The sequence below is a fragment of the Lacinutrix sp. MEBiC02404 genome (assembly GCF_053601575.1).
The window spans coordinates 157,627-182,282 of the sequence record NZ_JBSHNV010000153.1 but is presented as its reverse complement, the minus strand read 5'-3'; the positions used below and the strand labels follow the sequence as shown (position 1 = coordinate 182,282).

Here is a 24,656-nt window from a genome sequence, read left to right as displayed (position 1 = left end):
TCAAATATTTTTCAGTTTTAAAAGGTGCTGATTAACAGCTATTTATTAATGCTAAATTTTAGTAAAATGAAATTGAAAATAAGCAGAATAAAAAGTATTGATATTATTTGAAACATTTTAAAAGTATTTGTTTTTTTTAATTTATGGAATTATTGGAAGGAATAAAATCCCCAATAAAGGGGATTTTATTAATTAGAAGGAGTATTAATTTTCCCTAAAAAACACGTGCTATTCTAATTAGTTTTTAATGATACGTTTAGTGTAATATTTGTCTTCTACTTTAAATCGGATTAAATACATACCAACTTCTATTTTGGAAACATCCATTTTAGAAACAGCTCCTTGATTTTGCATGATTTTTTTACCATTTAAATCAAATATTACCATTTCATCTATTTGCATATTTGTAGAAATATTTATAAAGCCTTCCGTTGGAACTGGAAAAACCTTAATTTGATTTTTTGTTAGACTTTCTTCTTCAATACCTAAAGAAGAGTCAAGAACTGTTACCGTAATTGTTACGGCCGTTGCATTACCAAAATTATCTGTAATTGTTAATGCTACAGGATAATCTCCAGGCATTGTAAAAGTATCTATATCTATACTTAAAGAAAAAGTACAATTGTCTGAAGAGCCATCATCCACATCATCTACGGTTATAGTTATAGAGGGATTTCCTTCTAAATCGACTGTGATATCTTGACCACTTACAGTCGGATTTAAGGTGTCTACGACAGTGACAACTGCCGTTTCGGTATCGCTATTATTACTCGCGTCAGTAACTGTTAAAGTAACGGTGTTATCTCCAATATCATCACAAGTAAAAGAGGTAATATCTAAACTATAACTTGCAATAGAACAATTATCTATGGAATTATTATCTACCATATTTGGAGTAATACTAGCATTCCCATTAGCATCTAATTGTACCGTAATATTTTGGGTGCTTGCTGAAGGATTTATTGCATCTTCAACCATTATGATTGCAGTTGCTGTTCCTGTATTATTACTTTGATCTGTAACAGAAAGCGTGACTGTATTCGCTCCAAGATCTGTACAATAAAAGCTAGTTATGTCTAAACTGCTACTTGCTATGGTGCAATTATCTGTAGAACCATTTTCTATTTCTGATTCTAAAATACTCGCAGTACCATTAGCGTCTAACTGAACAGTTATATTTTGGGTAATAACTGAAGGACTCATAGCATCTTCAACCATAACTATAGCAGTTTCGGTATCGGTATTGTTACTTTGGTCTGTAACGGTTAATGTAACGGTGTTATCTCCAATATCATCACAAGTAAAAGCAGTAATATCTAAACTAGAATTAGCGATAGTACAGTTATCTGTAGAATTATTATTCACCATATTTGGTGAAATAGTAGCAGTACCATTAGCATCCAACTGCACTGTAATATTTTGAATGCTTGCTGAAGGATTTATTGCATCTTCCACGGTTACAATAGCTGAAGTATTGTTGCTGTTACCAGAAGTATCTTCTACGGTAAACGTAACTGTATTCGCGCCTAGATTGGCACAATTGAAACTTGTAATATCTAAAGTGGTTGTGGCAATAGTACAATTATCTATAGAACCATTTTCTATTTCCGAAGCGGTAATACTAGCATCTCCATTAGCATCTAATTGCACCGTAATATTTTGGGTAACAGCAACAGGATCAATAGAATCTATAACAGTTATGGTTACATCTTGTGTACTTACTTTGTTTTCGGCATCTGTAGCAGTAATAGTTACCGTATTTGCGCCAAGATTTACACAAGTATAATCAAATTGGGTTTGGTTTAATACCACCGAAACTAATTCGCAATCATCAAAAGTACCATTGTTCACATCATCGATGTCTATAGAAACTTGACCATTTGCATCTAGTTCTGCAATGATATTTGGAAATACGACTATGGTAGGAGGTAAGTCGTCATAAACATCTACATCTAATGTAATTTTGTACAGCGAATAATTACCATCTGCATTTTTTACGCTTAACCAAATATCATGTAAATCGCAGGTAACTAGATTTGTCGGGATTTCTACGAGATATTCATCTGTGTTTCCGGTAGGTGTTAAAGCAGCGGCAGTTCCTGTACCAAAGCCTAATTCGGCATCGTATAAAAATTCAGCTTCCGCTAAAGCAGCAGGTGGTTGATTGTCTTCGGCTTTAAATACATAAAATATTTTCTTTTCGTATATACCCCAAGTTCCATCTAGATTTTGAGTTCGTAATCCTAATTTATGAAAACCAGCATCCAGTATTCCTAAAGGAATTACAAAGTTTTGCGATGTTTCATTCGGACTACCAGAAATAGTCAAAGGATTGCCATTTCCTTGTCCGGGATCTGCATCAAACCAATATTCTGCTCCTGCAATGTTAGAAACAGGATCGCTTCCGTCAATTTCTTCCGAAACATAAAATATTTTCTTATCGTACAAACTCCATGTTCCATCCAGATTTTGTGTTCGTAAACCTATGGTATGAAATCCAACATCTAGTGTTCCTAAAGGAATTACAAAGTTTTGTGAAGTATCACTAGGACTTCCGGATATGGTAAGCGGATTTCCGTTTCCTTGTCCGGGATCGGCATTAAACCAATATTCTGCTCCTGCAATGTTAGAAACAGGATCACCTCCTGCAATTTCTTCCGAAACATAAAATACTTTCTTGTCGTATAAACTCCATGTTCCATCTAGATTTTGAGTTCGTATTCCAATAGTATGAAAACCAGTATCTAAAGTTTCTAAAGGAATAGCAAAATTCTGAGTAGTATCACTTGGACTTCCAGAAATGGTTAACGGATTTCCATTTCCTTGTCCAGGATCTGTATTAAACCAATATTCTGCTCCTGCTAAATTAGAAATAGGATCACTTGTATTAATTTCTTCTGAAATATAAAAAGTAACATCTTGGTATAATCCCCAAGTACCCAAATTATCTTGAGCTCTAACGGTTAGCTTATGAAAGCCTTCATTTAAACCAGTTATTGATAAATTTAAAGCTTGTGTAAGTTCGCCTGTATTTGCGTTTGCAGTTACCAAAGTACCATTACCTAATCCAGGATCTGTACCAAAATAATATTCTAATTGTTGTATGTTTTGCGAGGTTACTGTGGCAAAACTAAAAAAGAATAATAGTATACATCCTAATAGATAATTAATTGGCAAGCGCATGTTTTTGTGTTGCGCTTTCATAATTAATGCGCTTTTGCGTTAATAGTTACATTAATATTGCCGTTTTTAGGTACAGCACCATCATAACTAATTACGTCTAGTGTTGGTATGCCTTTTGGGTTACCAAGCATGTTATATAAAAAGCCATTGTTATGTAAGCCCATTTCAGAACCACCACCTCCACCAATAAGTGCAGGGGATCCTGATTGTAAGGTTAGATCTTCTTCTAAACGGGAGGCTGGGTTATAAGATCCAGAACCTGCAAGACTGCCATTTACAGAATTATCAATGTTTGTAAACAGAGGATTTATATCTGTTAATGTATTAGAATCTAAATATGTTCCTCCACTACCATTTGTAAATATAATATTGAAAGTGTCAGCATAATTATAGGTAAGGTTGTTAGATAGGTTAAAATCTCCAGTATTAAAATAAACGTTTGCTTCTGCACCATAATTAGAAATAAACATATTGTTATATAATATGGCTGTCCCGCTTACATTGCTGTTAGTAAGGCTTAAACTAGAAGTAAACTTAAAAATATTATTGGCAACAACAAGACTTGTTGTGTTATAAATACTTAGAGGACTACTGTAAGTGAAAATATTATTAGAAAAAAGTACATTGGTAGCATCTTCATATATGTAATTATTTCCTGTTAAAAGACTACCTCTTATTTTAATATCGTCTATAACCACTATTGGGGCAGCATTACCTTCACCAAGGGTTAGATTAGTTACATAGCACTCGTCAATATCTAAACCAATAAAAGGAGGTGCGATTGGTGCGCCAGAACCTTGTGGATTCAACGAAGCTATTTTTAAACCTTTAAGCGTTACTGCGGAAGAGCGAATGATAACTGATGCTAATTGCGAAACTTTACTAGGTTCACTATGTGATCTACCAACTATAGTTAATTCTTTATCTATGGTAACAGCACCATATGATGTGCCAGAAGGCTGTACATAAATAATGTCTCCAGCTGAAGCAGCATCATGTGCAGCTTGAATAGTTTGGTGTGTGGTTGTAGAACCAGAATTATTATCAATAGTGATAATGGTTTGTGCTAATAAACTTGTAGAAACAAGTGTAAAGCATAAGATTAAGGCGTTTTTGAATGTTTTTGTACATGTTTTCATGACTTAAGTTTTTGTTGATTAATAGAGTCCTAATGTAGAAAAGGACTTAACACAAAAAAATCCCCAATAGTGGGGATTTTTGAAAACAAGAATTAGTAAGCGTTATGTTTTAGAGCTAATAATTTAATTAATTTTTAATGATTCGTTTTGAAACGGTTTTGTTTTCTGTTTGTAATTTTAAAATATATACACCAGGAGAAAAATTAGAAAGATCTATTTTATTGGAAGGTTTCTCTATATGCTTAATTTTTTTTCCTAATAGATCGAAAATTTCAATAAAATTCACAATGCGATTACTTGAAATGTAAAGCATAGATTTTGTAGGAATAGGATATATCTGTACCTTTTTTAATTCGTTTTCATTAATACTTAAAGCTACATCTACAAGTATAGGTGCTCTAATAATTTCAAAATTAGGAATATCATTATCGGTTATTACACAATGGTAGCTTCCAGAATCGGAAGGTTGTGCATTTGTAATTATGTACGGATTTGTATCTGCTCCAGAAATAATAAGGTTGTCTTTATACCATTGAAATACTGGGGAACTAGAAGTTCTACTAGAAAACCTCCCTGCTGTTTCACTAACAGATAAGGTGATGTCATTACCTGTGTTTAGATTTTGGCTTCCAGGAGTATCTAAAGTGGTTTGTGGGGAGTAATACCAGCTACTATTCCAATTCGCTTGTGTGATGTAATCATTAAATTGATCGGAGAAATCGGAAGCATAAAAATGGTTGTTATTAATATTTATATATTTTAAGTATTGTAATGCAGTGAAATCTGGTAATATACCTTGAAAATTATTATAGCTAATATCAAAATACACCATATTAGGATAATTGGTTGCTATAAAATCTGGCACCTCACCCGAAAGCTGGTTGTTATTAAACCAAAAACCTCTTAACTCCGTTAGGTTAGCGTAAGAGGCAGGAATGGGTCCTGTGAAATTATTGTATTCAAAGCTTAAAACGCGTAACTCGGTTAAGTTTCCAACTTCTGGAGGTAATGTTCCATTAATGCTATTTCCAGAATAAAAAGATAAATACTCTAAACCAGTTAAATCACCAATTTCTGGAGGTAATGTTCCTGTTAAATTATTATTTGAAAATTCTAGTTTCGAAACTTTATTACCAGTAACGGTTACACCATACCAATCTGAAACAGGTTCTGCACTTAACCAATTGGTGTTGTCATTCCAGCTACCTCCGTTAGTAGAAATATAAATAGCAATTAAAGCATCTTTTTGTAATTGCGATACTTCGCCTTTAATTTCGATACTATTTCGCTCAATTACTAAATAAGGAACACTGGCGCTGGTTGCTCTACAAAAATACACATCAAAATTTTGGTCTTGTAAATTGGTTATAGAATAAGTATTACCGGTTGCTCCTGGTATTGCATCATCACTTGCATTAAAATAGTTGAAACGTTTTTTATACCATTGGTATTGTACATTTGTACCGCTTATTGGGTTCATGGTTAATGTGTAACTGTTTCCTGTTATACCATCAAAAGAATCTTCAGTATCTCTTTTGTTTTGTGTTTGATATATAAAGGAGGCTATAGTGTTATTACTTGCGTAATTGGTTTCTAAATCTGAAAATGAAAAGTCATTATTAGAAATATTTACGGAATTGATTGTTGTTATTGTTCCTATATCTGGGAAAGTTCCGCTTATTCCATTATTGCTAAAATTTATTTCTTCTAAGTATGGTAAATTTAAAATGGAAGCTGGAATAGTTCCGTTTAAATTATTTGCATTTAATAAAAGTTTAGAAACATGACCATTTTTCACTGTAACGCCATGCCATGAAGATTCTGGATTTGTAGTATTCCAGTTGTTTTGATTTGTCCAAGTTGCACCATTTGTGTTATTATATAAATCTTGAAGTGCTGTTTTTTCACTTGGAGTTACCGCTTGCGGGATGTCTATAGTTATGGATGTATAGTTTGATTCTCCATTGGTTCTGTGTATGATAACATAATAATTAGTTCCAACTGTAGGAGTAAAGGTTGTTTCACCAGCATAAGTGCATGGAGAAATATTTGTTAGTTGGCTGTCACTGGTGGCATTTAAATCTGAAGCAGAATAAACAATAGCAAAAGCATTACCCAAAGTATAACCTTCACGTGAGTCTTCTATTGTTATAGAAATTATGTTTGTATTAGTTGCAGTAAACTTATAATATATTTGTTGGTAATTAACACCAAGTTCACAGCCGTTTTGTCCGCCATCTCCAACACTTGCTTGGTCTATTCTTACGTTTCTTTCTACGTGAGGAGATTGATCTACCAATGTAGCATTTTGAATAAGATCGTTTGCAGGTACTTGAGAAAAAGTACTTTGAATTGTTAAAACAGTAAGTGTAAAATAAAGTAAGAGTTGTTTCATGATATTTTTTATTAATTAATAGCGACTATAAGATAGTGATAATCTGATTGTTAGCAAAAGAATGTTTTTAAAATCTTAGTTCCTTTTAAAGGATTATAACAAAACTAGGAGAAACATATCATGAAAAAAATACCTAGTAATGGGTATTTTAAATGTACTAGAATTTATACTTTTTCTCTAATGCATAACGCATCAATTCCCCTTTACCTTGAAGACCAAGAATACGGATCATATTTTTTCGGTGTGTATCTACCGTATGAATACCAATAAATAATTGTTCGGCAATCTCTCGTGAGGTTTTACCTTGTGCAACAAGTTCTAGTATTTCAATTTGTCTTTTGGTTAAAAGTCCTTTTTTAGAATTGTTTTTATCGGTGCCAAGCGCATTGGTATCTATGTTTTTATCGAAGTACGTTTCTCCTTTATATACTGTTTTAATTGCTTGTAAGACTTCGGTTAGCGAAGAGTTTTTTAAGATATAACCTTTGGCTCCGGCATCTAGCATTTGCTTTATAGCATCCAATTGATCAAACATAGAAAACGCTAATACTTTTGTAGTTGGAAACTCTTTCATTATCACTTTTGTAGCGGCAATTCCATCTAATTTTGGCATTCTTATATCTGTAATAATAACGTTTGGCTGTTTTAATCTTACTATTTTAAGTAGCTGTTCGCCATCATTTGCAGTACCAATTATAGAAATGTCTTCTTCGTATTTTAAGAGTAGTTGTAATCCATCAATTAAGGATTGATGATCTTCTGCTATGGCTAATCGTATCATTATTTTCTATTTTTAATTCAAAAATCAAACTCCTCTAATTTATAGATAACCATCTAAAATATAGGATCTTCTCATATCGGTAAATCTATTATTATTGTTGTGCCTTGATGAATTTCAGATTCTATGGTCATGCTACCTTCTAGATGTTCTATGCGCTTATCTATACTATGAATTCCCATTCCTTTTTTAAAAATGGTTTTTGTGTCAAAACCAACGCCATTATCTTCTACCATAATGTTTAAACTATTATCATGGTTAGTAAGGTGAATGGTTACGTGTGTGGCTTTTGCATGTTTTATAGTGTTGGCAACAAGTTCTTGTATGATTCTAAAAATAGTTAGCTCTAAACTGTTTTCTAAACGGTTTTCTAGTCCGTGATCTATTACTTCTATTTGTGTTTTATTAGCTCCCGAAACTTTGTTAGCCATTTCTTTAACCGCTTTTAGAAGTCCTTGTTTAGCAATAACGCCAGAATTTTTTGCATGTGCTATATTTCGTATTTTGGTATATGCTTCGTCTAATAACGAATTTGTTTTGTCAAATATTTCTGTGGAGTTATTTTCTTTTAAGGAGTTAAAATGCAGTTTTACGGTAGCCATGAGTCCACCAAGATCATCATGTAAATCATTAGCAATCCGTTGTCTTTCTTTTTCTTGACCAGCAATCATAGCGTCAATACTTGTAAGTTCTTGTTCTTTAAGTACCGTTGCTAATTTTTGTGTTTGCAGCTCTTTTTCTTGTTCGGCAAGTAGTTGTTTGCGTTTGGTGTTTTTCTGAATTAAGAATGCAGAAAACCCACCAAAAACTAGGAGGAATAAAGATGCAATAAGCAGGTTTTGATTTTGTTTTCTTTTTACTTCGCTTTCTAGGTTGTCTGCACGTAGTTTTTGGTTATCGTATTGTTCTTTAATATTGGCGATAGCTTCTTTATGATCTTTGGTATTTAAGCTATCCGAAAGTTCAAGTGATAATTTTAGACTATTATATGCGTTATGGTACTTTTTCTGTTTGGCAAATAAATCCGATAGATTTTCATTGATTTTTTTACTATTCTTAAGGATGTTTTCTCGAGTAGATACACTATCCGCTTTCAAATAAAATTTTTCAGCTTCATCCAGTTTATTTAATCTTTCGTACGAAACACCAATATTAAAATACGTGTTAAAATAACTTTCTTTTGATGCATGACTTGGTGATTTTTTAAAGAAGTCTATTTTCTTATTAAAATAATATATGGCAGAATCCGATTGTAATAAATTGTCTTCAAACAATGCCCCTAAATTATTATAGGTATAAAGTAAATAAGCACTATCTCTTTTTTTGTAGTTATAGCCTAAAAGCATTTTATAATTACGTAGTGCTTCATTATTTTCATCTCTATAATAATAGTACGTCGCTAATAAAAAACGATGAATTATTTTATACGTAGTATTATTATACTCTTTTGCTTTTTGTTCTAAATCATTTAAATATTCTAGATTATAATAGTTGTCATTATTATAGTCATAAGTCTGGCTAAGCGCTGAAAGGCTAGACAACGTGGTTAAAGTATCTTGAGTTTTTTTTGCTAATTGAAGTGTTTGATAACTTTTTTTAAAAAATAAAGAATCGTTACTCGTTATTTTATTATAAAACCCCTCAAAATATAAGACTCTGCATTGTTGAAATTTGGTAAGTTTTTTATTCTTTTCTAGCAGATTTATATAAAAAAACATAGAATCACTATCTCTTAAACGACTATGGTATATTAATTTATAGAATGTAGCATCTGTGGTATTTTTAGAATTTTTAAGTTTGGACTCTAGTAACGCAATAGGCGTGGTAGCATCAAAATAAAAATAGGCAGAATCCTTTTGTGCTAAGCAAATAGTAGAACAACAAAAAATACAGACTAATTTTATAAATGAAGCTCTCATGAAATTACTCCAAAATTCCACAATCAAGAGTTATTGGAGATCCTTTTATTATCGTTTTTTTCTTTCTTTTTGTAATGCTACTTGCGTTACAGTCAAAATTTTCAAACTCCACTATAATGGTTAATCCTGCGCCAGGTGTTTTGGATAAACTATTTTTGCTAAACTGTTGAAATTTTGGTTTTGTAAAATCTCCGCTACCAGTAATGTTATAGGTTATAATATTATTTTTATTATCTACCTCGGTTAACTTGGATCCACTAGGATATGGAATTATGTATTTTGCTGTTCCGTCGATGGTATTGTAATCATAGCCTTGGTTTAAAATTGCGCAAGGATTCTTGCACAAATCAAAACTGTAATTTTCTTGCTTCAGGTTATTGTCTTTGCAATTCATTAAAAAAATGAAAAAACATAATAAGCGCACCGAATTTAAATTTCCCATAGTTTTGGTTTGGTTAGTTGCAAATATCTCAAATATAGACATGCGAAAAAATACCTAGTTACAGGTATTCTAAAAAGTTAAGGATATTTTTTTTGAAGTATATAAAATTCAGACAAACAACAATAATTGCAGTTGAATTACTTTAAGAAGTGCTTAATAGAAACAATAAAAAGGATAAAACAGATAAAAGCAACTAAAACCCAAATGCTTCCTTTGTAATGACGTTGGTGTAGTTTTAGGTCTTTTCGGTACGTGTACGTAATTACGATAATAAATGCGATTGCAAATAAAATTCCGAAAACGATTTGACCAGTACTAAACATATATCTATTTTTATGCAAAATTAGTGAAATTAATAACGATAAGGTTTCCGTTTTCACGGAAATTGATAAACAAATATATTTATATGAAAAATAAGATTGAAGCTGTAAAAGCATTTCATACTGCTTTTAAAATTGGACATAGAGAAGCACCAAAAGCAGATTTAGGAAAAGATAAGAATACACTTCGTTTTAATTTAATGCAAGAGGAAAACGAAGAATACCTAGAAGCTGCTAATAATAATGATTTGGTAGAGGTTGCAGATGCTTTAGGAGATATGTTGTATATTCTTTGTGGTACTATTATAGAACATGGTATGCAAGATAAAATAGAGGAGGTCTTTAACGAAATTCAACGAAGTAATATGAGTAAGCTTGGAGAAGACGGACAACCAATTTACCGGGAAGATGGTAAAGTGCTTAAAGGACCAAATTATTTTAAACCCAATATTTCTGAAATATTAGATAAGTAAATAAAAAAAAGCAACCCACCGGGTTGCTTTTTTTACTTTTTTATTTTACAGCTACTCGCCAATTATGGTTGTCTTCTGCTTTGTTATATTGTATGTCTAATAGTTTTCTTTTGAAAACAGTAGAATAAGAATCGGCATTCAATTCCGGTAATTCATATACTTCTTTAGCATGTTCAAATGCTGAAATCGGACTAATTACTGCAGCAGTTCCAGTTCCAAAAATTTCTTTTAAAGATCCGTCTTTTGATGCTGTTTTTAATTCTTCCACCGAAATAGGTCTAATATCTACTTCTACATTATTGTCTTCTGCTAATTGAATAATACTCTTTCTAGTAATTCCATCTAAAATACGATCACTTGTAGGTGCTGTTATTAGCTTGTCGTTTATTCTAAAAAACACATTCATGGTACCTGCTTCTTCCAGGTATTTATGTGTACTAGCATCGGTCCAAATAATTTGTTGGTATCCTTGATCTTGAGCTAAAGCTGTAGGGTAAAACTGTGCGGCATAATTACCAGCAGCTTTTGCATAACCAACACCTCCATCTGCAGAACGACTAAATTGTTCGGCTATTAAAACGCGAACTAAACCAGTATAATACGCTTTAACTGGAGAGCAAATAATCATAAACTTATATTCGCTAGCAGGCGCAGCTGAAATAGCAGGCTCTGTAGCAATAATAAAAGGTCTTATATATAACGCATTACCATCTCCCTTTTTAGTCCAATCTTGGTCTAAACTAATTAAAGTACTTAGTCCTTCCGTAAAATATGCTTCCGGAAATTCTGGCATTGCTAATCGTTTTGCCGACTCATTAATACGTTTAAAGTTTTCTAAAGGTCTAAATAACCAAACTTTATTATTATCATCTTTAAACGCTTTCATTCCTTCAAAAACGGCTTGACCATAATGAAACACGCGAGCCGAAGGGTCCAGTGTTAATGCTTGGTAAGGTTTTATTTTTGGAGTTTGCCATTCGCCATTTACAAAATCACACTCAAACATATGATCCGAAAATTCGCGACCAAAAGCTAAATTTTCAAAATCAACGCTATCTATTCTTGATTTTTCTACTTTTACTATATCCATTTTGTTTGCAATTGTTTATTCATGCTAAAAAACATGTATTAAGACACAAAAATACAGAATAATAGTGGTATAAAAAAGATTAATTATTTTTTAAAAAGTACTATCTTTATGCCGAAATATTAATATTAAAATAGAATTAAAAATGAAGAAATATATATTAATTACAATGCTTTTAACTGTTTTTGTGGCATGTAAAAACGATGCGAAAAAAGGGGATGCTACAATAGAAGAAGTTAAAGAAGTAGCATATAAATCTTTTGGAGAAGAAATTATTGCAGCAGATGCTATTACGGCAACTTCTATGGCGGAACACTATAAAACAATGAAAGTTGGAGATAGTATAAACTCTAAAATGATTGCAAAAGTGGCGGATGTTTGTCAAGCTAAAGGTTGCTGGATGAAATTAGATTTAGAGAATGGAGAACAAGTTATGGTTAAGTTTAAAGACTATGGTTTCTTCATGCCTAAAAATATTGCAGGACAAGAAGTAATTATAAATGGTAAAGCATACGTAAACGAAGTGCCTGTTGAAGAACTTCGTCATTATGCAGAAGATGCAGGAAAATCTGCTGAAGAAATTGCACAAATTACAGAATCCAAAAAAACATATTCTTTTGAAGCAGATGGCGTTTTACTTGTAGAAGAACAATTATAGATGAAACATGTGCTTTGGTTTTTTTGTTTCGCTTTTTTATTCAATTGTAATACGAAAGAAAAACAAGTCGAAAAAAAAGAAAAAAAGGTTTACGATATGTATGAGTCGTCAGAAATGGCAATACTCATGAACGAAATGTATGCGCATAATTTAAAGATTAAAAAAGAAATTATTGCTGGTGAAATTCCAACAGAATTTCCGTTAGATTTTTTAAAGATTCATACTGCAGAACTTTCCGATTTTAAATCTAGAAGCGAAAGGTTTCAAGCATTTTCTACACTTTTTGTTTCCGCAGAAAAAGAGGTTTTCAATACAGATTCTAAGACACCTATTGAAGATCGGTTTAATAATGCTGTTGGTCTTTGTATTTCTTGTCACCAAACCGAATGTACAGGACCAATACCAAGAATAAAAAAACTATTAATTAAATAGTTCGTTTTGAAACGTAAAATAATAATTACAGAAGACGGTTCTACAACCATTCATATTCCAGAATGGAATGAACATTATCATTCTACACATGGAGCAATTCAAGAAGCAGAACACGTGTATCTTAAAAATGGTTTACATCATTATGTAGATGAAAATAATGCGGAAAGTATATCGATACTAGAAATAGGTTTTGGTACTGGATTGAATGCCTTTATGACATTGTTGGAAGCCGAAAAACGAAACCTTAAAATTCAGTATAAAGGAGTGGAAGCTTTTCCTATTTCATTGGAAGAGTTACAACAATTGAATTATGTTACGCAATTAGATGCTTCAAAAAAGGAAGTTGCTTTTAATAAACTACATGAAGTTCCTTGGGAAACCGAAGCGCAAATCACCAGTAATTTCCATCTGATTAAAGAGCAAAAAGATTTTTCAGAAATAAACGAAAAAGAGGCTTTTAATATTATCTATTTTGATGCTTTTGGAGCAGGAGTACAACCAGAATTATGGACCGAAGAGATCTTTAAAAGTATGTTTAATGCACTAAAGAAAAATGGAGTTTTGGTAACATATGCTGCTAAAGGAACTGTTAAAAGAGCATTAAGAAGTGTAGGGTTTGATTTAAAACGCTTACCAGGTCCTCCCGGAAAAAGGCACATGTTAAGAGCAACTAAATTATTGTAATTAGTTCGTGCCTAGTAGACTGTCGCTTTTTTTACACTGCAAGTAGTAGTGGTCATACATTGCCGTTATGGTTTTATAAAAAGAAATTTTCTTTTTATAATTAACAATATATTTACAGCTACCTTCTAATTCTACTAATTTTTGAAAACCTAAAATTAATTTAGATTTATCTTCTTTAAGCATATCTAATGCGGTTAGTATGTTCCAATAATGAATTACATTATAATTACTTACATCATTATTTAAAGATTTTTTAGTTTCAGAAATTACATATTCTGCAAAGCTAAAGTGATCATCTGTTACCGTTTTTTTTTGCTCTGGATTATAAGAGAAAAAGTCGGTTTCAAAATTTTCAAAACTTAAGGTATTAGACGCTTGGCTATAGCTTGCAGCTATACATGTGAATGTAACTAAAAATGTAAATATAAATTTCATTGGTCTCTCTAAATATTTAAGGCTTTCTTCAAAAAAAAATACTGGTGAAAATATAGCTTCTAATTATAAAATGTAAAGTAAAAGATTAATAAATTTTAATTATTCGATAAAAAGCTAATTTACTCGATTTTAATTAAGTAAATCGCTGGTAGTTATTGTTTTATAGGGTGCAAAACAAAAATAAAGCCACACGTAAAAGTATGGCCTTATTTTTTATAAAAGTAATTATGACTTAAGCTTTTTTAGCTTTAATAGTAATCTTTAATTCCATATCATCATTAATAAACTTGTCTCCAAGGTTGTCAAAAACAGATTTAGAACCATAGTTAATTCCCCATTGTGTTCTGTCAATAGTAAATGCTTCACTAGAAATGGTCATGATATCTCCTTCGTTAGTAATAGTAACAGGAAATGTAACATTGTGTTTGTTTCCTTTTAAAGCTAAGTTACCAGAAAGCATTGTTTTTCCACCTTCAGCAGCTTGCGTTCCTGTAATTTCAAAAGCTCCTGTTGGAAATTTGTTTACATCAAAAAAGTCACCTTCTTTACCTGCAACAGTTCCCATTAAATGCGCATCTAAACTCTTTTTTTTATCACCTTCAACATCTGTAGAATTGATAGATTTCATATCAATTAAAAAAGTACCACTTTGTAAAGTACCATTATCTACATGAAATATTCCACTTTCAACGTTTATAGTACCGTTATGTGTTCCTCCAGGTTTAAAACCTTTCCACTCAATGGTAGATTCAGATACATTTGCAACATACTTTGCCGTTGCACTTTCGCTAACAGCAGCAGCTTCAGCGTCACTTGTGTTAGCTTCTTTTGCTTTTTTACAACCAATAACTGCTGTACATAAGGCAATAACAGTAAAAATATTTAAAACTTGTTTTTTCATAATTATTATTTTGTTTATAGTGTTAAGTGACAAAAATACAAATTGTTAATTTAGTTAAATAAGAAAAAGCATAAAAAAAAGTCAATGACATTTTGACATTTTTATAATAATGGCAGTACTTTTGCCATCTGTAAAAAGGTATTTAAAATCTAGGTACAAAAATGAGCAAGAAAAATAAAGAAGAAGGTATAGAAGAGCAAGTAGAACAATCAACAGTAGAAACGCAAGAGTTAACTGTGGAAGAACAACTACAAGCAGAATTAAAACAAGAAAAAGATAAGTTTTTACGTCTTTTTGCGGAGTTTGAAAATTATAAAAAACGTACATCTAAAGAACGAATTGAGTTGTTTAAAACAGCAAGTCAAGATGTTATGGTGTCACTTTTACCGGTTTTAGACGATTTTGAACGCGCTTTAAGTCATATTGAAGACGACAAAGAAGCTGAAGAACTGCGTAAAGGAGTGAATCTAATTTATCAAAAATTACTATCTACGTTAGAGCATAAAGGTTTAGCCGCTTTATCTGTTAGACAAGGTGATGTCTTTAATGCAGACCATCATGAAGCAATTACACAAATTCCTGCGCCAACAGACGATTTAAAAGGAAAAATTATAGATGTAGTTGAAAAAGGATACAAACTAGGAGAGAAAGTAATACGTTTTCCTAAAGTGGTAATAGGACAGTAAAACGGTTTTTCTTATGCTGTTATATTCCTTTACGGCGTAGCGCAGCATAAAGAAACTGAAAATTAAAATAAATAAAGTGTTCAGTAAAAAGGTACAGTATTCTTAGAGTATTATCGATGAAAACGGGTATGGAAAACTGAAAACTCAAATATTATATGGCAAAGAGAGATTATTACGAAATATTAGGTATAAGTAAAAGCGCAACAGCTGCAGAAATAAAAAAGGCCTACAGAAAAATGGCTTTAAAATTTCATCCAGATAAAAATCCAGATGATACGGAAGCAGAATCTAAATTTAAGGAAGCTGCAGAAGCTTACGAGATTTTAAGTAATGCTGACAAAAAAGCACGCTATGACCAATTTGGACATCAAGCATTTGATGGCTCTGGTGGTTTTGGAGGTGGTGGAGGTGGCATGAATATGGATGACATATTCAGTCAGTTCGGTGATATTTTTGGTGGCTTTGGCGGCGGCGGTGGTTTCTCTGGTGGTGGTTTTGGTGGCGGTCAACAACGCAGAGTAAAAGGAAGTAACCTTAGAATTCGCGTTAAACTTACGCTAGAAGAAATTGCGAATGGCGTAGAAAAGAAAATTAAAGTAAAACGTAAAGTTCAAGCAGAAGGTACTACCTACAGAACCTGTTCTACTTGTAACGGTTCTGGACAAATTACTAGAATTACCAATACTATTTTAGGAAGAATGCAAACAGCAGCAACATGTACAACATGTGGCGGAGCAGGACAAACTATAGATAAAAAACCAGCAGAGGCAGATGCGCATGGTTTAATCATTAAGGAGGAAACGGTTTCTATTAAAATTCCTGCAGGAGTTGTAGATGGTATGCAGCTTAAAGTAACAGGAAAAGGTAACGAAGCACCAGGAAATGGAATTGCTGGAGATATGCTAGTTGCTATTGAAGAACAAGATCATGAATCCTTGCAGCGTGAAGGTGATAATTTACATTATGATATGTATATCAGTCTTCCCGACGCAGTTCTTGGTACCTCTAAAGAAATAGATACGGTAACAGGAAAAGTGCGAATTAAAGTAGAAGCAGGAGTGCAGTCTGGTAAAATTTTACGCTTACGCGGAAAAGGAATACCAAATATTAATGGGTATGGTAAAGGTGATTTATTAGTCCATGTAAATGTTTGGACACCAAAAACATTAAACAAAGAACAAAAAGAATTTTTTGAGTCTATGCGAGAAGACGAACATTTTTCGCCTAAACCAGAAAGTACAGATAAATCTTTTTTTGAAAAAGTAAAAGATATGTTTTCTTAAAAAAAAAAAGCAATAGTATATATAAAAAATCCACTTTTTAAGTGGATTTTTTTTTGATAAAGAGTAACAAATCTATTTCTATTAACATTTATTTAGCAAAAAATAGTATATTTGGTTTATCACTAATTAATTTTAGTGGTAATTTTTCTTTTTCATAGCAATTTTTTCCCATCCTTTCACTTTAAGTAAAAGGGTGGGTTTTGTTTTTTAATAGTTCTTGTTTTAACAAATCGTACTATGATTAGGTGAATAGTTTATACGTTAGTAGCTATCTTTAATTTTAATTTAATGCATGCTATTTCTTTTGTAACATTTTCTATCTTTACAACACTTATATCGTACCAAAACATTTGTTTGGTATTTCTAAATACATATTATGAAAAACCTCTTAGAAGCACACGCAGTTTCTAAAAACTTTGGAGATTTTACCGCATTAAATAAAGTGTCTATTTCCGTTCCTAAAGGAAGTATTTTTGGTTTATTAGGACCAAACGGAGCAGGGAAAACAACCTTAATACGTGTAATAAACCAAATAACCATGCCAGATTCTGGTCATGTTTTATTGGACGGAGAACCTTTGCAATCACATCATGTGCAAAATATTGGCTATTTACCAGAAGAACGTGGTTTATATAAATCGATGAAAGTTGGCGAACAAGTATTGTATTTAGCACAATTAAAAGGTTTGAGTAAAGGTGAAGCTAAAATCAGATTAAAATATTGGTTTGATCGTTTAGAGATTGGTGATTGGTGGAACAAAAAAATTCAAGAGCTTTCTAAAGGAATGGCTCAAAAAATTCAGTTTGTAGTTACTGTTTTACACGAACCTAAATTATTGATTTTCGACGAGCCTTTTTCAGGATTCGATCCAATAAACGCGAATTTAATTAAAGACGAAATTTTACGTTTAAGAGATAATGGAGCAACCGTTATATTTTCTACGCATAGAATGGAATCTGTAGAAGAGTTGTGTGATCATATTGCGCTAATACATCAGTCTAATAAAATACTAGATGGAAAATTAACAGATATAAAAAGACAGTATAAAACCAATACCTTTGAGATTGGTATAAACGCAGCAGATAAAGTAGCACTTGCTGAAACTATTTCGCAAAAGTTTGATGCATCGCTTACTGATTTTAGATCTTTAAACGATGAGTTAAAATTAAATATAAAGCTTTCCGAAAACGAATCTGCAAACGATCTATTAAGTTATTTAACCACTAAAGGAGAGGTTTCTCATTTTGTAGAACTCATACCAAGCGCTAACGATATTTTTATTCAAGCAGTTAAGAATAATTAATTTATGAACCATTTACCACTTATTATAAAACGCGAGTATTTAACAAAAGTTAAAAACAAATCGTTTATTGTCATGACTATTTTAAGTCCTATCATTATGATAGCACTAATTGCTGTTGTGGGTTATTTATCCCAATTAAATAATAATAAAACACGAACTATTTCTGTTTTAGACGAATCTGGATTAGTTACCGATATTTTTCAAAATGCAGAGCATACAAAATATAATATGCTTGATAATGTATCTCTAGATGATGCTAAAATAATTGTAGAAGAAGCAGAAACCTATGGCTTGCTTTATATACCAAAACAAGATAGTATAGATGCATTAGTAAAGCATATTAAGTTTTACTCTAAAGAAACACCTTCGTTATCTGTTATTTCTGGTTTAGAAAGCAAATTAGAAAACAGATTAAGAGACGTTAAATTACAAGAACAAGGTATCGATTTAGCAAAATTAACAGCATCAAGAACCAAAGTTAATATTGCTCAAGAAAGTTTTATTGGCGAAAAAACATCCAAAATAGATAGTTATTTTAAATTAGGTTTTGGTTTGGCTGCAGGGTACTTACTATTCATGTTTATTATTATTTACGGTAACATGATTATGCGAAGTATTATTGAAGAAAAAACAAGTAGAATTATAGAAGTTATAATCTCTTCCGTAAAGCCAATTCAATTAATGCTTGGTAAAATTATAGGAACTTCTTTAGCAGGAATAACACAGTTTGTTATTTGGATTATAATAGGAAGTATTTTAATGACAGTAGTGTCTGCCATTTTTGGTATCGACTTGATGCAGCAAACACCACAGAGTGAAATGATGCAACAAGCTATGGATAACCCAGAAGTAGCTATGGAAATGCAAAATGCAATTACTGCTTTTTATAACTTGCCAATCGCAAATCTAATTATAGCATTCATCTTATTTTTTATAGGTGGATATTTGTTATACAGTTCTTTATATGCCGCAATTGGAGCAGCAGTAGATAACGAAACGGATACGCAACAATTTATGTTACCTATTATAATGCCTTTAGTTTTAGCCGTATATATTGGTATATTTACAGTAATTGAAGATCCTCATGGTACTGTTTCTACTATATTTTCGTTTATACCGTTTACCTCTCCAGTAGTTATGTTAATGCGTATTCCTTTTGGTGTACCCATTTGGCAACAAGCACTTTCTTTTTTAATATTAGTTGGTACCTTTATGTTAACCGTATGGTTTGCAGCGAAAATATACAGAGTTGGTATTTTAATGTATGGTAAAAAGCCGAGTTATAAGGAACTTATGAAGTGGATTAAATATTAATATGAAAGAGATAAAAAACATACTATCTAAATCTATTCAAATCTCTAAAGATGTAGAGATTAGTGTGCAAAATATTTTAATTTTACTTTTAGTCATATTATTTGCAACCGTATTTTTAAGGCTTCTTAGAAAGTTAATAAGTAGAAAATTACCTCAAGATGATAAATTAAAATTCAAAGCTGTTTTTTCTTATGCAACTTGGTTTAGTTATGTCATTATTGTTTTGGTGACTTTACATACCGTTGGTGTTAATGTTACAGGGATTTTTGCAGCATCTGCAGCATTATTAATTGGTATTGGTTTAGCATTACAAACGCTTTTTCAGGATATAATTTCCGGTGTTTTTATTTTGGTAGATCAATCTGTTCATGTTGGTGATATTATTGAATTAGATGGGAAAATAGGGCGCGTAGAAGAAATTAAATTACGTACCACAAGAGCTGTTACTATCGATAATAAAGTACTAGTCATACCAAATCATTTATATTTAACCAATAGTTTGTATAATTGGACGCAAAACGGAACCACAACACGTGAGAGTGTAGATGTTGGTGTGGCGTATGGTAGTGATGTGCAATTAGTGAAAAAATTACTTATTGAAGCAGCTAAAGGTCATAAAGATGTTTTAAAATATCCAGGGCCAGCTGTGTTATTTACAGATTTTGGAGATAGTTCTCTAAATTTTAGAATAGCGTTTACTATCAACGATAGTTTTAATGCAAGAATACCAAAAAGTGATATTCGTTTTGAAATAGATAGATTATTTAGAGAAAACAACATAAGTATACCTTTTCCACAAAGAGATATTCATATTATTCAGAAATAAAAAAGAGATAAAGATGCCGAAAATATTAGTAATCGAAGATGAAGCAGCAATCCGAAGAGTATTGGTAAAAATACTTTCCGAAGAAAACGATACGTATGAAGTAGAAGAAGCAGAAGACGGTTTAGTTGGAATCGAAAAAATTAGGAAAGAAGATTATGACTTAGTGCTTTGTGATATAAAAATGCCAAAAATGGATGGTGTAGAAGTATTAGAAGCGGTTAAAAAATTAAAACCAGAAACCACAATGGTGATGATTTCTGGTCATGGCGATTTAGATACCGCTGTAAATACCATGCGTCTTGGTGCTTTTGATTATATTTCAAAACCGCCAGATTTAAATCGTTTATTAAATACCGTTCGTATTGCTTTAGATAGAAAAGAGCTTGTTGTAGAAAACAAAATGCTTAAAAAGAAAGTAAGCAAGAACTACGAAATGATTGGTAAAAGTGAAGCCATTTCGCATATAAAAGAAATTATTGAAAAGGTAGCACAAACAGATGCGCGTGTTTTAATTACTGGTCCTAACGGAACGGGAAAAGAATTAGTAGCGCATTGGTTACATCAAAAAAGTGCACGTTCTAAAGGACCTATGATAGAAGTAAACTGTGCGGCAATACCAAGCGAACTTATAGAAAGTGAACTTTTTGGACATGTAAAAGGAGCTTTTACAAGTGCAAATAAAGATAGAGCTGGGAAATTTGAAGCAGCAAATTCAGGAACTATATTTTTAGATGAGATAGGTGATATGAGTCTTTCTGCCCAAGCAAAAGTGCTTCGTGCATTGCAAGAAAGTAGAATACAACGTGTTGGTAGTGATAAAGACATTAAAGTAAATGTTAGAGTAGTAGCAGCAACCAATAAAGACTTAAAAAAAGAAATAGAAGAAGGTCGATTTCGTGAAGATCTTTACCACAGACTAGCAGTAATACTTATAAAAGTTCCTTCGTTAAATGATAGACGAGATGATATTCCGTTACTGATTGAATATTTTTCTAAAAAAATTGCAGACGAGCAAGGCACAGCAAAAAAGAATTTTTCAGCGAAAGCGATAAAATTATTGCAAGAATACGATTGGACCGGAAACATACGAGAACTACGTAATGTTGTAGAACGTTTAATTATTCTTGGTGAAAAAGAAGTAAGCGAACAAGATGTGAAAATGTTTGCGAGTAAGTAGCTCTAAATTATTAAAAGCAAACAATTCAAAAATATTACATGGTATAGTGAATTATTGCATATTCTAAACGGAAGAATTTTAACATGGATTAAGAAATACGTCATGTTATAGTACATTTTTTATTGTAAAAATAACGTGGTATTGTTCCCTTTTTTATCTACAAGGATACGTCTAGAGTCCTTTTTTGGAAGTATAATTTATATAGATTATATAAAAACCTCAATATTATATTGAGGTTTTTACTTTTTACAAGTATTTAAAAGTTGAAGATGATTTTCGGTAATACGTATTATTTTATTTAAATAATATGCTTTAAGTTCTTCTATCGTTTTGGAGGATAATGTTATTTTATTTTCAGTGCTATTATTAACTGTAGTATTGCAATCACACGTTTTTAATAAATCGTTATAGTTTTTAATGTTTTCTACTATTGTTTTGTCTTGCAATGTTATAAATTGTTCTTTTTCTAATAAAGATTTTTTAACTTGTTGTTCTGCAAGTTTTCTTTTTATTTCATTTGCTTGTTGTTCTAATTCCGCTTGTTGCTGTTTTAATTTCGCTTGTTGTTGCTCTAAGTCGGATAGCTGATTGTTACTGTTTTGTGTCAATTCATTGTTCTCATTTGTTAGCGTATTACAAAGTTCATATTCATAAAATGTTTTAACAATTAATTCTTCAGCCATATACAAATAAGTTCTTCCAGAAGCCAAGTCATCAGCTAATAAAGCAGTATCTAAATACGTAGAAATACTTATGGATAAGTCTAAAGCACTAGTGCAGTCTGTAGCTTCTAGAGCTTCTATGACATTTTCAATAGCTTGTTTGGATAGATCCGCATGATACTTTAAGTCTATTATATTATAAGCTTTAATTCCAGCATCTATATTTTTAGTAACAATTCCTAGATTTGTATCTCCGTTTCCTGATTTAGAAATTTTAGCAGTAATAGTATTTAAAAAGATAATAGGTAGAAGAAAGAGTAGGTATTGTTTTTTCATAAGTAGGATCATTTAAGTTACGGGAGTAAAAATAATCAAACTTTACAATTAAACGTGATAAAGCAACTTTTAATCGGTGTTTGTTTTGTTTTTAAAAGGAGCTTCTAATATTTATTACATATTGAAGATTTAGAAAGAGATGCGTAAAATTAATTACATTATATCTTTTAATAAACTGGAACCATGAAAAACAGCAAATAGTACGGGTCATAAAATCACTTTAACATATAAAAAAAGACACTAATTATTTAGTGTCTTTTTTAGTTTTTCATCAAAGGTATTAATACTATTTTTTACCGCATTAGGAATATGATCATCAGCAACCCAAGTATGAATGTCTCCTAAATAATGCATTCCTAAATAGTTTGCAGATTCTACAAAAGGCATATTAAAACCTTTTACTAAATTCGGACTATTACTAGTACTTATCATTGCCATATGTTTACCTCGTAGTTGTCTGCCTAAATCTTTTTCTGTTCTAATAACATCCGAAATACGATCAAAAAAAGCTTTCATTATACCACTCATAGTATACCAATAAACCGGAGTAGCAAAAATAATAGTGTCATAATTTGTAATAACTTCTGTTATGACATCCATAAAATCGTCACCCGCATTTTTATATTCATAATCATATTGGCTAATAACTTTGGTTTTTAAATCTATAACCGCATAGTTGCATTTGGAGGCAAGATGATTCACTATTTTATAGGTGTCGCCAAAACTTCTTGCGCTTCCTTGCAGTATTACTGCTTTATTCATATTCATTAAGTTTATGAAGCTAAGCAATGACTTTGATAAGACTAAAATGCCAATTTCTAATAGAAACAATTAATGGTCAAATAGAAAATATGGATGTATTTTAAAAAGGAAAAATGAGGTGGCCTTATATTTTGAAACTAACGCTAACACCAGTTTGTATATCTGGATTGTTGTTTACCGTAAGATCTTGTTGTAGATAAATAGTGGTGGTAACCTTTCTTGTAAAAGAATATAGTAAAGTCCAATAATTATTGTTTTTATATAAATTGGTAGTACCAGTTCCCCAAGCATCATGCGCATCTGGATGGCGAATAGGTATTATATAATCTAGCTCCTTCTTTTTATTTAAGCTAGTTTGTATGTAAAAATCTAAACCTATAGAATGTGTCGATCCCTTTTTAGATATAAAATTATACTCTAAAGCACTTTCTAAAAAGGCTACATAATTATTGGTTCCAAATTGTACATTGTCTTTTTTTAAATTAATGGCATTCTTTCTTAGGGAACCTAAACTAGCACCTATTTGTGCGTAGTTTTCGTTTTTAAATGCAATCTTTTTAACGGCATTAACAGAAACACCTAAATCTATAGACGTATTATATTTGGATAGATTTGTACCAAGGTGAGAACCCAAATTCATAAAGAAACTTTTGTTTTTATTTATCAACCATTCCGGATAATAATAATAATAAGTTTCTATTCCGCTTAAAAAAACATCATTTTTTTCAAGTTCTGCAGTGTTGCCATTTCTGTCTGTATATTTAATTCCGGCGTCATTTAATTTAAAAACCTTTCTGTCAAAAGGATCTTCTCCTCCTGCAATTTTACTGTGAAAATCTTCAATAAATTTATCACTAGTAAAAAAAGAAAGGGGATATTCTCCATTCGTTAGCATGGCAACTCGTAAGGCAACTACTAATTCTTTGTTGTCACTTAAATTAAAAGCAACATTTGCTTTAATGCTTTTTATAACGCCATCTATTTGTAATTGAAAAGTTTCGGCATCTAAATCTTCTACATCAAAATGATATTGAGCCAAATCCCAATCGTATTTTCTAGCTTCATTTCTTGTCGCTTCATCATTTGGAACGTATGTGGTTACTGGCGGCCCCCAAACATTTGCACTTTCTAAGCTAATATTAACAACCGCTTTTTTTGTGGCATGTGTTTTAAAATTTCCTTGTAGTCTTGAAAAAAAGATACCAAAAGGATGGGAAGACACAATGCTAGGTTTTGTAATTCCATTTTTTATAGTCGTAGGTATCGAATCTACTTGTTGCGAAAAAGTTATAAAAGGAAATAGTACTAGTGTAAATATGAATAGGTAAAAAGATTTCATGAAGATGAATTAGTGAGACGATAAAATTACAATATTTATAATGAGCTCGACTAGAAAAGTTTAGGCAAATTAATAGCAGCTATTTATTAATAGAATTTCTATTAACCAAAAATATTAATATC

General features: G+C 31.6%; 22 protein-coding genes. 10 read left to right on the top strand and 12 right to left on the bottom strand.

What is annotated here, in order from left to right; all coding sequences use genetic code 11:
- Positions 1–237: 237 nt before the first annotated feature.
- The 6 genes from ACVCXO_RS07235 to ACVCXO_RS07210 all read right to left on the bottom strand — a co-directional run bounded on the left by ACVCXO_RS07235 (position 238) and on the right by ACVCXO_RS07210 (position 9,808).
- Entirely contained in the window at positions 238–3,204 is a 2,967-nt protein-coding gene (locus ACVCXO_RS07235; protein WP_452228924.1) for a T9SS type A sorting domain-containing protein, read from the bottom strand.
- A 2-nt stretch (positions 3,205–3,206) separates the two neighbouring features.
- Entirely contained in the window at positions 3,207–4,322 is a 1,116-nt protein-coding gene (locus ACVCXO_RS07230) for a hypothetical protein (RefSeq protein WP_452228923.1), read from the bottom strand.
- 127 nt (positions 4,323–4,449) lie between these two features.
- Positions 4,450–6,717 (bottom strand): T9SS type A sorting domain-containing protein, encoded by a 2,268-nt coding sequence (locus ACVCXO_RS07225; RefSeq protein ID WP_452228922.1) that lies wholly within the window; start codon positions 6,715–6,717, stop codon positions 4,450–4,452.
- Between the two features lie 157 nt (positions 6,718–6,874).
- Positions 6,875–7,498, bottom strand: a complete 624-nt coding sequence (locus ACVCXO_RS07220; protein ID WP_452228921.1) for a response regulator transcription factor — start codon at positions 7,496–7,498, stop codon at positions 6,875–6,877.
- 71 nt (positions 7,499–7,569) lie between these two features.
- A complete protein-coding gene (locus ACVCXO_RS07215; protein ID WP_452228920.1) occupies positions 7,570–9,414 on the bottom strand; it encodes a tetratricopeptide repeat-containing sensor histidine kinase in 1,845 nt (614 codons plus the stop codon).
- 4 nt (positions 9,415–9,418) lie between these two features.
- Positions 9,419–9,808 (bottom strand): hypothetical protein, encoded by a 390-nt coding sequence (locus ACVCXO_RS07210; protein WP_452228919.1) that lies wholly within the window; start codon positions 9,806–9,808, stop codon positions 9,419–9,421.
- Positions 9,809–10,262: 454 nt separating this feature from the next.
- Here ACVCXO_RS07210 and ACVCXO_RS07205 point away from each other — a divergent pair, with 454 nt between their 5' ends.
- Positions 10,263–10,649 (top strand): pyrophosphohydrolase domain-containing protein, encoded by a 387-nt coding sequence (locus ACVCXO_RS07205; protein ID WP_452228918.1) that lies wholly within the window; start codon positions 10,263–10,265, stop codon positions 10,647–10,649.
- 40 nt (positions 10,650–10,689) lie between these two features.
- Here ACVCXO_RS07205 and ACVCXO_RS07200 read toward each other — a convergent pair whose 3' ends face one another.
- A complete protein-coding gene (locus ACVCXO_RS07200) occupies positions 10,690–11,739 on the bottom strand; it encodes a branched-chain amino acid aminotransferase (RefSeq protein ID WP_452228917.1) in 1,050 nt (349 codons plus the stop codon).
- Positions 11,740–11,881: 142 nt separating this feature from the next.
- Here ACVCXO_RS07200 and ACVCXO_RS07195 point away from each other — a divergent pair, with 142 nt between their 5' ends.
- The 3 genes from ACVCXO_RS07195 (at position 11,882) to mnmD (ending at position 13,510) form a co-directional block, all read left to right on the top strand.
- Entirely contained in the window at positions 11,882–12,394 is a 513-nt protein-coding gene (locus tag ACVCXO_RS07195; RefSeq protein WP_452228916.1) for a DUF4920 domain-containing protein, read from the top strand.
- Positions 12,395–12,490: 96 nt separating this feature from the next.
- A complete protein-coding gene (locus ACVCXO_RS07190) occupies positions 12,491–12,826 on the top strand; it encodes a hypothetical protein (RefSeq protein WP_452228915.1) in 336 nt (111 codons plus the stop codon).
- A 6-nt stretch (positions 12,827–12,832) separates the two neighbouring features.
- The gene (gene mnmD, locus ACVCXO_RS07185; RefSeq protein WP_452228914.1) at positions 12,833–13,510 is read left to right on the top strand and encodes a tRNA (5-methylaminomethyl-2-thiouridine)(34)-methyltransferase MnmD; all 678 of its coding nucleotides are present in this window, start codon (positions 12,833–12,835) and stop codon (positions 13,508–13,510) included.
- Here the strand turns inward: mnmD and ACVCXO_RS07180 are convergent, their stop codons facing one another.
- The gene (locus tag ACVCXO_RS07180) at positions 13,511–13,945 is read right to left on the bottom strand and encodes a hypothetical protein (protein WP_452228913.1); all 435 of its coding nucleotides are present in this window, start codon (positions 13,943–13,945) and stop codon (positions 13,511–13,513) included. It lies immediately after the preceding gene.
- Positions 13,946–14,177: 232 nt separating this feature from the next.
- Positions 14,178–14,846, bottom strand: a complete 669-nt coding sequence (locus ACVCXO_RS07175) for a YceI family protein (RefSeq protein WP_452228912.1) — start codon at positions 14,844–14,846, stop codon at positions 14,178–14,180.
- Between the two features lie 161 nt (positions 14,847–15,007).
- On the opposite strand from ACVCXO_RS07175, the gene ACVCXO_RS07170 reads away from it, so the two are divergent.
- The 6 genes from ACVCXO_RS07170 (at position 15,008) to ACVCXO_RS07145 (ending at position 21,435) form a co-directional block, all read left to right on the top strand.
- Complete coding sequence (locus tag ACVCXO_RS07170; RefSeq protein WP_452228911.1) at positions 15,008–15,532, top strand: nucleotide exchange factor GrpE; 525 nt, start codon at positions 15,008–15,010, stop codon at positions 15,530–15,532.
- A 155-nt stretch (positions 15,533–15,687) separates the two neighbouring features.
- On the top strand, positions 15,688–16,815 hold the full coding sequence (gene dnaJ, locus ACVCXO_RS07165) for a molecular chaperone DnaJ (protein ID WP_452228910.1): 1,128 nt from the start codon (positions 15,688–15,690) through the stop codon (positions 16,813–16,815).
- A 376-nt stretch (positions 16,816–17,191) separates the two neighbouring features.
- Complete coding sequence (locus ACVCXO_RS07160) at positions 17,192–18,118, top strand: ABC transporter ATP-binding protein (protein ID WP_452228909.1); 927 nt, start codon at positions 17,192–17,194, stop codon at positions 18,116–18,118.
- 3 nt (positions 18,119–18,121) lie between these two features.
- On the top strand, positions 18,122–19,432 hold the full coding sequence (locus ACVCXO_RS07155; RefSeq protein ID WP_452228908.1) for an ABC transporter permease: 1,311 nt from the start codon (positions 18,122–18,124) through the stop codon (positions 19,430–19,432).
- A 1-nt stretch (position 19,433) separates the two neighbouring features.
- A complete protein-coding gene (locus ACVCXO_RS07150) occupies positions 19,434–20,258 on the top strand; it encodes a mechanosensitive ion channel family protein (protein WP_452228907.1) in 825 nt (274 codons plus the stop codon).
- A 13-nt stretch (positions 20,259–20,271) separates the two neighbouring features.
- The gene (locus ACVCXO_RS07145) at positions 20,272–21,435 is read left to right on the top strand and encodes a sigma-54-dependent transcriptional regulator (protein ID WP_452228906.1); all 1,164 of its coding nucleotides are present in this window, start codon (positions 20,272–20,274) and stop codon (positions 21,433–21,435) included.
- A gap of 239 nt (positions 21,436–21,674) precedes the next feature.
- On the opposite strand, the gene ACVCXO_RS07140 is transcribed toward ACVCXO_RS07145, so the two are convergent.
- From ACVCXO_RS07140 to ACVCXO_RS07130, 3 genes are all read right to left on the bottom strand, one after another.
- Positions 21,675–22,433: a hypothetical protein gene (locus ACVCXO_RS07140; protein ID WP_452228905.1), complete on the bottom strand. Its 759-nt coding sequence runs from the start codon at positions 22,431–22,433 to the stop codon at positions 21,675–21,677.
- 240 nt (positions 22,434–22,673) lie between these two features.
- Positions 22,674–23,195 carry a flavodoxin family protein gene (locus tag ACVCXO_RS07135; RefSeq protein ID WP_452228904.1) on the bottom strand — a complete coding sequence of 174 codons (522 nt, stop codon included), beginning with the start codon at positions 23,193–23,195 and terminating at the stop codon, positions 22,674–22,676.
- 124 nt (positions 23,196–23,319) lie between these two features.
- On the bottom strand, positions 23,320–24,534 hold the full coding sequence (locus tag ACVCXO_RS07130) for a hypothetical protein (RefSeq protein WP_452228903.1): 1,215 nt from the start codon (positions 24,532–24,534) through the stop codon (positions 23,320–23,322).
- Positions 24,535–24,656 lie beyond the last annotated feature (122 nt).

Bases quoted from the DNA above. Each gene is read 5' to 3' on its own strand.
- ACVCXO_RS07140 (WP_452228905.1), bottom strand. From the start codon at position 22,433: ATGAAAAAACAATACCTACTCTTTCTTCTACCTATTATCTTTTTAAAT.
- ACVCXO_RS07160 (WP_452228909.1), top strand. From the start codon at position 17,192: ATGAAAAACCTCTTAGAAGCACACGCAGTTTCTAAAAACTTTGGAGAT.
- ACVCXO_RS07190 (WP_452228915.1), top strand. From the start codon at position 12,491: ATGTATGAGTCGTCAGAAATGGCAATACTCATGAACGAAATGTATGCG.
- ACVCXO_RS07220 (WP_452228921.1), bottom strand. From the start codon at position 7,498: ATGATACGATTAGCCATAGCAGAAGATCATCAATCCTTAATTGATGGA.
- ACVCXO_RS07205 (WP_452228918.1), top strand. From the start codon at position 10,263: ATGAAAAATAAGATTGAAGCTGTAAAAGCATTTCATACTGCTTTTAAA.
- dnaJ (WP_452228910.1), top strand. From the start codon at position 15,688: ATGGCAAAGAGAGATTATTACGAAATATTAGGTATAAGTAAAAGCGCA.
- ACVCXO_RS07135 (WP_452228904.1), bottom strand. From the start codon at position 23,195: ATGAATAAAGCAGTAATACTGCAAGGAAGCGCAAGAAGTTTTGGCGAC.
- ACVCXO_RS07170 (WP_452228911.1), top strand. From the start codon at position 15,008: ATGAGCAAGAAAAATAAAGAAGAAGGTATAGAAGAGCAAGTAGAACAA.
- ACVCXO_RS07200 (WP_452228917.1), bottom strand. From the start codon at position 11,739: ATGGATATAGTAAAAGTAGAAAAATCAAGAATAGATAGCGTTGATTTT.
- ACVCXO_RS07180 (WP_452228913.1), bottom strand. From the start codon at position 13,945: ATGAAATTTATATTTACATTTTTAGTTACATTCACATGTATAGCTGCA.
- ACVCXO_RS07215 (WP_452228920.1), bottom strand. From the start codon at position 9,414: ATGAGAGCTTCATTTATAAAATTAGTCTGTATTTTTTGTTGTTCTACT.
- ACVCXO_RS07175 (WP_452228912.1), bottom strand. From the start codon at position 14,846: ATGAAAAAACAAGTTTTAAATATTTTTACTGTTATTGCCTTATGTACA.
- ACVCXO_RS07150 (WP_452228907.1), top strand. From the start codon at position 19,434: ATGAAAGAGATAAAAAACATACTATCTAAATCTATTCAAATCTCTAAA.
- ACVCXO_RS07230 (WP_452228923.1), bottom strand. From the start codon at position 4,322: ATGAAAACATGTACAAAAACATTCAAAAACGCCTTAATCTTATGCTTT.
- ACVCXO_RS07195 (WP_452228916.1), top strand. From the start codon at position 11,882: ATGAAGAAATATATATTAATTACAATGCTTTTAACTGTTTTTGTGGCA.
- ACVCXO_RS07235 (WP_452228924.1), bottom strand. From the start codon at position 3,204: ATGAAAGCGCAACACAAAAACATGCGCTTGCCAATTAATTATCTATTA.
- ACVCXO_RS07155 (WP_452228908.1), top strand. From the start codon at position 18,122: ATGAACCATTTACCACTTATTATAAAACGCGAGTATTTAACAAAAGTT.
- ACVCXO_RS07210 (WP_452228919.1), bottom strand. From the start codon at position 9,808: ATGAATTGCAAAGACAATAACCTGAAGCAAGAAAATTACAGTTTTGAT.
- ACVCXO_RS07130 (WP_452228903.1), bottom strand. From the start codon at position 24,534: ATGAAATCTTTTTACCTATTCATATTTACACTAGTACTATTTCCTTTT.
- ACVCXO_RS07225 (WP_452228922.1), bottom strand. From the start codon at position 6,717: ATGAAACAACTCTTACTTTATTTTACACTTACTGTTTTAACAATTCAA.
- ACVCXO_RS07145 (WP_452228906.1), top strand. From the start codon at position 20,272: ATGCCGAAAATATTAGTAATCGAAGATGAAGCAGCAATCCGAAGAGTA.